The organism is Thermodesulfobacteriota bacterium (assembly GCA_036397855.1).
In the GTDB taxonomy this organism is placed as follows: Bacteria; Desulfobacterota_D; UBA1144; order Nemesobacterales; family CSP1-2; genus DASWID01.
Genome location: DASWID010000009.1, coordinates 1 through 9,142, shown reverse-complemented (window position 1 = coordinate 9,142; position 9,142 = coordinate 1). Strand labels below are relative to the sequence as shown.

At 42.0% G+C, this 9,142-nt stretch carries 11 protein-coding genes and 1 pseudogene; 1 reads left to right on the top strand and 11 read right to left on the bottom strand.

Annotated elements, in window-relative coordinates:
• Positions 1-36 precede the first annotated feature (36 nt).
• The 8 genes from VGA95_00570 to VGA95_00535 all read right to left on the bottom strand — a co-directional run bounded on the left by VGA95_00570 (position 37) and on the right by VGA95_00535 (position 5,465).
• Entirely contained in the window at positions 37-1,002 is a 966-nt protein-coding gene (locus tag VGA95_00570; GenBank protein HEX9665037.1) for an MBL fold metallo-hydrolase, read from the bottom strand.
• Positions 1,003-1,156: 154 nt separating this feature from the next.
• Positions 1,157-1,624, bottom strand: a complete 468-nt coding sequence (locus VGA95_00565; GenBank protein HEX9665036.1) for a methylglyoxal synthase — start codon at positions 1,622-1,624, stop codon at positions 1,157-1,159.
• A gap of 155 nt (positions 1,625-1,779) precedes the next feature.
• The gene (locus VGA95_00560) at positions 1,780-2,163 is read right to left on the bottom strand and encodes a hypothetical protein (protein ID HEX9665035.1); all 384 of its coding nucleotides are present in this window, start codon (positions 2,161-2,163) and stop codon (positions 1,780-1,782) included.
• Between the two features lie 3 nt (positions 2,164-2,166).
• Positions 2,167-2,739, bottom strand: coding sequence for an SEC-C metal-binding domain-containing protein (locus tag VGA95_00555; GenBank protein HEX9665034.1), 573 nt, complete (start codon positions 2,737-2,739; stop codon positions 2,167-2,169).
• 280 nt (positions 2,740-3,019) lie between these two features.
• Entirely contained in the window at positions 3,020-3,229 is a 210-nt protein-coding gene (locus tag VGA95_00550) for a hypothetical protein (GenBank protein ID HEX9665033.1), read from the bottom strand.
• Positions 3,230-4,029: 800 nt separating this feature from the next.
• Positions 4,030-4,521: a hypothetical protein gene (locus VGA95_00545; protein ID HEX9665032.1), complete on the bottom strand. Its 492-nt coding sequence runs from the start codon at positions 4,519-4,521 to the stop codon at positions 4,030-4,032.
• Positions 4,522-4,923: 402 nt separating this feature from the next.
• The gene (locus tag VGA95_00540; GenBank protein ID HEX9665031.1) at positions 4,924-5,175 is read right to left on the bottom strand and encodes a hypothetical protein; all 252 of its coding nucleotides are present in this window, start codon (positions 5,173-5,175) and stop codon (positions 4,924-4,926) included.
• A complete protein-coding gene (locus tag VGA95_00535; GenBank protein ID HEX9665030.1) occupies positions 5,172-5,465 on the bottom strand; it encodes a type II toxin-antitoxin system RelE/ParE family toxin in 294 nt (97 codons plus the stop codon). Before VGA95_00535 ends, VGA95_00540 begins: the two co-directional genes overlap by 4 nt.
• Positions 5,466-5,603: 138 nt before the next feature.
• Between VGA95_00535 and VGA95_00530 the strand changes: the two are divergent.
• A pseudogene (locus VGA95_00530) lies at positions 5,604-5,726 on the top strand (tyrosine-type recombinase/integrase).
• Between the two features lie 223 nt (positions 5,727-5,949).
• On the opposite strand, the gene VGA95_00525 reads toward VGA95_00530, so the two are convergent.
• From VGA95_00525 to VGA95_00515, 3 genes are all read right to left on the bottom strand, one after another.
• Entirely contained in the window at positions 5,950-6,204 is a 255-nt protein-coding gene (locus tag VGA95_00525) for a hypothetical protein (protein HEX9665029.1), read from the bottom strand.
• 461 nt (positions 6,205-6,665) lie between these two features.
• Positions 6,666-7,775, bottom strand: a complete 1,110-nt coding sequence (mqnE, locus tag VGA95_00520; GenBank protein ID HEX9665028.1) for an aminofutalosine synthase MqnE — start codon at positions 7,773-7,775, stop codon at positions 6,666-6,668.
• Positions 7,751-9,142 (bottom strand): UbiD family decarboxylase (locus VGA95_00515; protein HEX9665027.1); only part of this gene is annotated, 1,392 nt, incomplete at its 5' end. The genes mqnE and VGA95_00515, both read right to left, overlap by 25 nt.

Below are 9,142 nucleotides of genomic sequence, written 5' to 3'. Positions count from 1 at the left end.
CTTCCTTTATCAGCGGAAATGAGCCTTAAGTAGGATTTATAGCGACACTCTGCTTCCTACTGCGAGCGGATCGACCACCTCTTCTCCAAAGGCATTAAGCAGAGAGTGTATGGCTCGCCATCCAGTGCAGTGCCCTGGAATGATCACCTTAAGGCCAAATTCTTTGAGTTCACGTATCGTCTCTCCAATCAGATCTTCATTCGGATGAACAAGGTGAAGACCGCCAACCAGCGCATAGAGAGGCATATCAGGAAAAAGCTCTCTGGCATGGTTGCAAATGTTGATTACTCCCGCATGGGAACAGCCTGTAAATAACGCTAGCCCTTTCCCCTTTACATTAGTGACCATAAATCGCTCCTCCATGCAGAGGGGATCGGGTTCCCAATCACCTGCGTCGTTCAGCCGGACCTGGTTCTCCAAACCTCTTTCAAAGCTTCCACGGGGTATCTCCCCGGTAAGAAAAAAGGTACCTCCGACAATCTCCTCAGCCTGATCGGACTCGATTAGCTCTATCCCTGCACTCTGAAGTGCCTTGCGGGACGGCACATCCTGTAGCGGAAGTAGCTCCCCGTCTGAAAGACGGACCGCTCTCTTCACGAAAGCGCCAGGATGCACATGAAGCGGTAGTCGTCTTTCTTTATTTCCGGCACCAATCAAATTTGCAGCCATCAATAGCCCCTCTGAATGGTCGAAATGGCCGTGCGAAAGTACAAGGGCATCTATCTTTTCAAAGTCAAGCTTTATGTGGCCACCATTTCGTACCAAAGCGTACGGGTCGGGACCAGCATCAAATAGTACGGTTCGTTCGTCATTGCCTAAATGAGCTGTCACCGCAAGGCACAGGCCATGGTGGGCAGAGCAGAGGGCTTCTCCAGCCATCTCTTTCATGCCCGCCGCTATCAACACACGTAGCTCCGAAGTGACGTGAGCGGGACGACTAGAGAGCATGTCCGTCGTATTATCTACCACAACCTGGAATGTAAGCTTGTCTACCTGTCGCATATAATCTTGACTCCAACGGAGGGAAGAATCCACCATAAATGTCAAATCGAGTCAGGCATATTATATCATATACATCCTCTCAGACGATCCGAGTCATTGATTGACGCAAATTCAGAATGCTATCGACTTTAGAGATGGTAATCCCTTCAAGACCTTAGTCACCTTTTAAGGCCCTCCAGGTTCTATATTCGTCATAATCAGGCAACAAGCGGTCATATTCTCCATCCATAAGTGGGGATGAGATCATGAAATCGGCGGTTGCACGATTGCATGCAATCGGGATGTTCCAGACCACCGCCATACGCAAGAGAGCTTTGACATCCGGGTCGTGAGGCATTGGTTCCAGCGGATCCCAGAAAAAGATGAGAAAATCTATATCTCCATCGACAATTTTAGCGCCTATCTGCTGGTCACCTCCCAGGGGGCCACTCTGGAGCTTTAAAATTTCGAAGCCAAGCTCCTGCTCCAAAACCTTGCCTGTTGTGCCAGTGGCATAAACCTTGTGATGTGCCAGGAGATCACGGTTATATTTAGCCCATTCCACCAGATCAAGCTTTTTATTATCGTGCGCCACGAGTGCTATCTTTTTATTATGCTCCATCACTATTCTTTTGTATGTCATAAAGTTTTTCTCTTCCTCGATAAGAATTGAAATTGAGTAACTTATAAAGATTACCCAACTTATTGAATATGCTTCACAAAAAGTCCCGTCACTATAATATTGGGACAGATGTTCCTATTTCCTTATACGCTGGCCTCGTGGCTTGTTTATTATGCCTAACCACTTTGGTCAAACCAGCTCTGGGAAATCGCTAGGCGAGTTAATTCCTCAGCGATTTTTCGCATCCTTGTCTGGTCTTTCAGCTCCGACGCATCACCGCTCTTGTCGACTTCTAAGAAGATCCTACCCAGAACTTGTGGATATGGTAGTGGCGCAAAGACTCGGATAAGAGCTTCGATATCATCGTCCATAAGTATATTGAAGGGAGGCCGCTTCACAAAGACGGAAATAGCAGCTCGAAGCGCCGACTCCTTTGAGCCATTCTCTTTCAGCATGTAGTCATAGGTGGCGTAGAACACTGGCAGCGATCGGACGCGTGACAGGATCCACACGACAACTATGGCTACAACAGCCAGTACTCCTAAGATAATCCACCACATGATTCATTCCCCACAACACTTTTTGTATTTCTTTCCACTACCACATGGACAAGGGTCGTTTCTACCAACTTTCCCTGGGTTAGAGATTCCTGCTTCTTTTAAAAGTGCGTCAACGTCGACTTTTCCGTTCTTAAAGTGCTTCTGTTTTAGTTTAAAATTCTTTTGCCCTTCCTTTACCAACCTGCGAGTGAATTCGTTATCAATAAGAGGTTTTCGTATGTTTTCAATAAGTTCATTTTCATAAACTCTCAAACTATCGGGAAGAAACAGGATAATTTTCTCGCCATCCGGTTTCGGGGTAATGTCAATAAAATCTCCAGATGGATTTACCCACACTGCATGGAACTCTGCATCAAGAAAAATATTGGGGATTTCCCAAATTATCCAGCCATACTGAATGCTGCCACCGTGAATTCGCACATGATTCTTTACGTTGTTAAAGCACTCATTGACATCACACCAAGGCTCAGGTTGAACAGTAACAAATCGGGGGTCTTTTGAAGGATCAATTTCCTTACAGAATTCTCGAATGTTATATTTAATTTCTTTAGGTGTAGTAGATGTAATACGGATCATTTACACGTTCTTACAAAATTTGACTTAAAACCCTCAGCTTCAACCAACTCTCCTATGAAATCACGACGTTTCAAACTTCAACTTCCAGTTCCCCGGTTCGGATAGCAGTTCCTTGTGGTTTTTCCTCTTCAGCCATCATCAGATAGTACGAATCCTTAATGTTTTCTTCTTTAAATAATAAAATAAAATAATAGGGACAAAAATAATAGAGAACAGACACTTATTATTTATCTTCCTCTTTCAGGGCACTTAAATAAAGGAACTGTCTGTCCCTATTTCTTTAATAATTTTCTTTTTTCACGTCATTCAGCAAAACCATAAACTCAACTCCACCATAAAAGTTTAGTATCCAGAGTGAATTAATCCAACTTGGCTGAAACCAGCCCACATAGGAAAAAATTTCATCACCAATTACTCCTAGTTTCCCATAACTTATAAATTCTTTCAGATCGTCTGACATAGTTTCAAAGTTAAAAACAATTGGAGACATACGCCACTCAATTTTACAATTCACATAACCTATTGAATTTTCATGGCACAGTAGTGCCCTAGACATTCGATTAAAAAATCTATCCATCAAAGGTTGATCCAGATTAAATGCAGGCGCTTTTTATAAATAGATTCCTCCATCTGAATACCTATCCTTGGCCATTAAGCTATTTATTAGATGATTAAGATTTGTTATTCCTCTTTCTCTAAATAGAGAACGATAGCGTTTATCTGCCAATTGGTTTTTTATTGCGGGGTGATCTTCTGTTGATTCTAGTGAAGTTATCAAATTTCTTACCCGCTCATCATCATTACTAAAATTATTATTACATTCACGACAACTGGGGACAGTAATTAAATTTGATGGTCTAGGAGTTGGGAAAAAACATTTAGGGGGAATATGGTCAGGCTCCGTTGCAGCTCTCTGTCCACAATAAATGCATAATTTATTCATACATAACGACCATTATTATAGCAGCCGATTTATGGAAAACATGTTCAACCTCATGCGCTTGCACAAAGGACCAAACCATCAAGACCGTCCCAACTACAATGATTACTAATGTCGTTTTATCTGGTATATTCGTCACTCGTTCTTATAATTTCAGTAAATAAATAGTCTGAGTATTAATTATAGGAGAAAAACGTAACCACTTTTCCATTTGTTTGACATTAAACTTAATTACGTCTCTTTAAGTCAATATCCAGCAAGAAAGATGATGGAACAACTCTCTCACGCCTTAAAATTGTCTGTTCCCATTTCCGAAATTCAAGCAATTATAAATTATAAGACGATTTCATTTAATCATCATTAATTCCGCCTGAACTCCCATATCTCTTCTCATGGTATATCCTCATATTCTTATATCCATCGCTTAAATCAATCACATTTCCGTCCCCCCTGTCAGAAAATCCATCCAAATCTCCAAACAGAAATAACCTTCCTTCCTCACACCACAGTGGCACGCTACTAGCATAATTCTGCTTACCCAAGAATTCATATTTGTTATCGAAAAACATTATATAATTCACCCCTCTCGGCGCATTCATGTTATTCAATACAGATCTCATATCTGCAACATAAATAACTCCTTTTTTTGTTTGCAGTTTTCCAAGATATGAAAAGTGGGTGAGCAAAACATCCTTTCCATCAGGGAAATCTTTATCCGCTTTCTTTGCTGAACTGGCAAGTCCTTCTCTTATATCAGCAGGTCCGTTATGTGTTTGCCCTAAACAATAAATTGGGCACATTAATAGAATCAGAATTGGTAGGGTTCTCAATAGGTTTTTCATAAAACGCCTTATAGCTCCGGATTATTATACCTTCAGATCCCATGAAGGATAATTCTTACAATTCTTGCGATAAATTAATCATCTCGCTGCAGCCTAAGTACTGATTATGCGAACAAAAATCCCTAAAAAGACGCTATAAGTGCTGATACTCGAAAAATCTTATCACTCTTCCATTTGTTTGAGATTATGAGTAATTACATCTCTTTAGGTCAATATCTTACAAGAACAATCATGGAACAACGCCCTAAGAAACCTCTTGATCAGGTTCGCGAGACCATAAAGGGCAAGCACTACTCCCTTCGCACCGAAAAGAGTAATCTTGCCCTGATCAGACGCCACATCCGTTTCCAAAACAAACGGCATGCATACAGTTCGAGAGTGCAAGGCAACTCGGCTTTTGCTTTACTCGTTTAAACCTAGTTGAGCCTTAACTTCCTCGAGTGGGATTGTTTTGGTTTGCTTAGCTCGAAGGTCAAGAAATTTCATCAGTTTTCTATTTTGTCGTGTCAATTCAATCTCCCGACTGAAGTCATCTATCTCTGCAAGAATAAATTCGCAACCATCGGCAGACCTCACGATTAAGTTTTCCTTACGTGCTTGCTTTAGAAGCGTATTTATCCCTTTAGACCTCTTAGATATTTTGATCGTTTTCATATTTTATACTCCTCACCATGAATAAATAGTTTACTGCCTTTCTTGTAACCGACTGCCTCAACTTTGACAAACCGAGTTACATCATTAACGTCATAGAAAACACGGAATTTACCAACCCGCAACTCCCATTCAGCTACCTCATTTGGACGCAACCTTTTCCTGTTACGGGTTTCTTGTGTTGGTTGATAATTAAGCTGTTTCTCTATTTCCTCAATGACTTGCTTTCTTCCGCGCTTTTTCAATAGGCGCATATCCTCAATAGCCTCGGGAGTGAATTCAATCTTAAACATTGTCCACTATTATCTGCGGTCATCGTGATTTCACTAGTGGAAACTTGAGCACGCTAACTTTTGATTATACGGCATTCTTGCGATACCCGTCGTTTAAAGTAATGTAAAACAAATGTTCCCCTAAATCAACTCGCATATGGCTATGACATTCGGACTTTGCAAGAACAACTTGGGCATAAGGATGAGAAAACAACGATGATTTATACGCACGTTCCGAATCGAGGAGGACTGGCAGTGCGGAGCCCTATTGATATGCTTTGACCCGACTGAGTAAACGAAAAATGAATTAGAACATCCTTACCAAGTTGCAGGCCTGCGAATACATACACCCTTTCCACATTATAAAGAGCGTTGCGGTCGACCGTAATGCAGTCCTAGCTTTTCTCTACTCGGGAATTCATTTGTTATATGTTGCAACCCCAATTAATGCGTTTGTAAATGATATATGGGATTGCCGCTGGCAGTTTGCGTGATAAAACACGATTTACTCAGCGAAACTAATACCTGCTTCTGTTTCAGCAATCGCCTGATTAACATGTTCCAAAGCTCTCACACGATGTCCACCCTTATCAGGTAGTGCGAGTTCTAGCTCTGTCTTTGCCGTTTGTAGAGCGCTAAGAGCAGCTTGCATATGTGGTTGTTGGGCCGTAACTCTACCTGCTATAAAAGTCATTAAGAAAAGTGCACCCAGAATAAAAGCTACTAAAATCGCCTTATAAGAAACATTTCTCTTAATCATAAAAACCTCCTTTTTTTGATTCAGTTTAGACCTCATTTTAACATAGTGTAAATTAAAATCATCAGAGTTTATTTCTTCAAGTTACGCCCTCTTGAGCTCTGTATCTGACCAATTACAATTGAAGTATAAGAATTATTCAGGGTCCAGAAGCAGAGTTATAAAGAAGTAATCTAACCAACTGAAGATGAGTCAGGAGTGAATAAATAAGATGATGAAATAAGCGTGTCCTGATGTGGATCAGGATTCAGAACAACTGTTAATTTTGGACGTCCATTAACGAAGTTTGGGAGCGACTGTGGTGTGAGATTGCTTCGAGACTTTGTCTCTCGCAAAGACAAGTTGCTTTTGGATTCCCGATTAATCTTGTACCCGAATATTTCTATCGGGTAGCATTCGGGAGCAACTGTTTAAGAATGGGGACCTGAAGGTCGCCGCTACATTGATGCTGTGATAAGAATCTTTTAATTATAAACTTTTACTACGTTGTAGAGGGCGTCGCGTTCGACCGGTGTGTAGCCTGAGTTTCTGATCATGTTCACCATAAAATCCCTGCTGTGACCGACCTCAGAAGGAGCACCCGCATCGTGGATTATTTTTTCTCTGATAATAGTCCCGTCAGCATCACTGGCGCCGTAGTGAAGAGCAACCTGGGCGGTTTTTTCCCCGAGGGTAATCCAGTAGGCTTTTATGTGTGGAAAGTTATCAAGGTATAGACGGGCAAGGGCGTGAATCTTTAGATCATAAATCCCAGGGATGAATTTTACCTCTTTTTTGAGTCCTGTATTTTCAGTCTGGAACAAAACAGGTATAAATGCAAAAAATCCGGGCGATTCATCCTCGATCCTTCTAAGCCTCTCCAGATGATCCACAACGTGGAACGGTTCCTCTATATGACCGTATAAAATCGTAGCATTTGTGGGTATTCCTAGTCTGTGTGCCAATTTGTGAATCTCCTCCCACCTGGTCGCAACCGTTTTGGGAGCGCATATCTTCTTTCTAACATCTGGATGAAGAATCTCAGCTCCCCCGCCCGTAAGCGCATCTACCCCCGTTTCCTTGAGAGTATTCAACACATCCTCTATACCCTTTCCACTAATCTCCGTAAACCAATCTATTTCAACCGCAGTAAAGGCCTTCACATGAGTCTGGGGGAAATGATCCTTGATGAGCTTTACTATGTCCAAATAATGCTGGAAATCCCATTCAGGATGAAGTCCTCCGACTATATGAACCTCCCTTATTTCATCATTAAGCATGGAGAGTATTTGATCATGTGATAATTCATATGCACTCGGTGAACGCTTCGTTACACCAAACGCACAAAACTTACAGGAAATTGCACATATATTAGTAGGATTCACATGTCGGTTTACTACAAAATAAACCCTATCCCCCTCCCTCTTCCTCTTGACATAATCTGCCATCATGCCAACCGTATGGAGATCATCAGTCTCCAACAACCTAAGTCCATCCTCAAATGTTAATCGCTGTTCCTTTCCTACCTTATCGAGGATTGGCAAAAGCGATTTGTCCTGGCAAAGGATCTCTATCTTTTCCAATAATCGTTCCATCTCTTACTTACCCTCTTCTTGATATCATCCGACATCTCAATGACTTCAGGATACCACTCCTTTATTGTTGCATCTATCCCCATCCTTCCATCATATACTACAGCCGACCCCCTAAGCTCGGTATGCTCAAATATTACATCAAGGTAGGGATCAAACCTAGTAAATATACCCCAAATTACCTCCGTGTCATCATGTATATCTATATCACTGCTCACCGAAGCAATTATTCTAACATCTTCATAACCTGGTGTTTCGAACATCTTCTTTATTACTTCTTTTGGATTTTTCTCAACTTTCAAAACCAAAAATCCTCCCGGGAGTAGTCTGAAATCCATGATCTCTTTATGCTTTTCTCTAGGATCAGAAACCTTCTTGGGCAGTTTCCACCTTTTTCCCCCACTGCGTCTTACGGCATTTATCCCCATTTTGCTTCCCACATTCATTTTCCCACTTGTGAAATCCAACGTGTCGAGAGGGGCCCATGGAATAAGAACAAAATCCTCTCGGGGATCAAAATTCTCACCAATCTCTGTCAGAACCGCCTCCATGTCTCTGGGATTAACATCACTGGAAACCATTACCATACATTTAGTTAGAAGAAGCTGGCCTATACCCCAGAGAGCAAGCATTGCCTTAATACCGTTTTTTGGGTATCTCTCATCCACCGAGACGGCCAGGAGATTATGAAACCCTGCCGCAGGGTAAGCCCACATGTCTTTAACCTCTGGCTGCACGATCCTTATTAAAGGGGAAAACATCTCCGCAGCAGCTATTCCGAGATATATGTCCTCCATCGTGGGCTTCCCAACAACCGTAGATGGATAAATGGGATTATTCCTGTATGTAATTTCCCTAACATTAAAAATTGGAAAGTCGGCTTCCATTGAATAATGACCAAAATGGTCACCAAAGGGTCCCTCTTCCCTCAATACTCCTTGAGGTACAACCCCTTCAATTATGAATTCCGCATTAGCTGGAACTCTGAGAGAGTTAGATTTGCCCCGGACCATTGGAATCGGCTTACCCCTCAAATAACTTGCAAAGGCCAATTCATCCATTCCTTCAGGAAGGGGAGCAATAGCGCTAAAAATCATCTTTGGATCGCCGCCCAGTATCACAGCAGCATCAAGGTCTCTTCCAAATTTCGACGCTTCATGGTAATGGGCTGCTCCCCCTTTATGGGGATGCCAATGCATGGCTGTCGTCTTGTTGTCAAAGATCTGCATCCTGTATATTCCCAGGTTTCTCCTGTTAGTTACGGGGTCCTGGGTCAGAATCAATCCAAGTGTGATGAACCTTCCACCATCCTTAGGCCAGCATTTCATTATAGGGAGTTTGCCAAGATCCGGTTGAATCTGATTCTCCTG

Excerpts from the sequence above, each read along its gene's own strand:
- VGA95_00570 (HEX9665037.1), bottom strand. The coding sequence starts at position 1,002 with ATGCGACAGGTAGACAAGCTTACATTCCAGGTTGTGGTAGATAATACG.
- VGA95_00565 (HEX9665036.1), bottom strand. The coding sequence starts at position 1,624 with ATGACATACAAAAGAATAGTGATGGAGCATAATAAAAAGATAGCACTC.
- VGA95_00560 (HEX9665035.1), bottom strand. The coding sequence starts at position 2,163 with ATGTGGTGGATTATCTTAGGAGTACTGGCTGTTGTAGCCATAGTTGTC.
- VGA95_00555 (HEX9665034.1), bottom strand. The coding sequence starts at position 2,739 with ATGATCCGTATTACATCTACTACACCTAAAGAAATTAAATATAACATT.
- VGA95_00550 (HEX9665033.1), bottom strand. The coding sequence starts at position 3,229 with ATGTCTCCAATTGTTTTTAACTTTGAAACTATGTCAGACGATCTGAAA.
- VGA95_00545 (HEX9665032.1), bottom strand. The coding sequence starts at position 4,521 with ATGAAAAACCTATTGAGAACCCTACCAATTCTGATTCTATTAATGTGC.
- VGA95_00540 (HEX9665031.1), bottom strand. The coding sequence starts at position 5,175 with ATGAAAACGATCAAAATATCTAAGAGGTCTAAAGGGATAAATACGCTT.
- VGA95_00535 (HEX9665030.1), bottom strand. The coding sequence starts at position 5,465 with ATGTTTAAGATTGAATTCACTCCCGAGGCTATTGAGGATATGCGCCTA.
- VGA95_00525 (HEX9665029.1), bottom strand. The coding sequence starts at position 6,204 with ATGATTAAGAGAAATGTTTCTTATAAGGCGATTTTAGTAGCTTTTATT.
- mqnE (HEX9665028.1), bottom strand. The coding sequence starts at position 7,775 with ATGGAACGATTATTGGAAAAGATAGAGATCCTTTGCCAGGACAAATCG.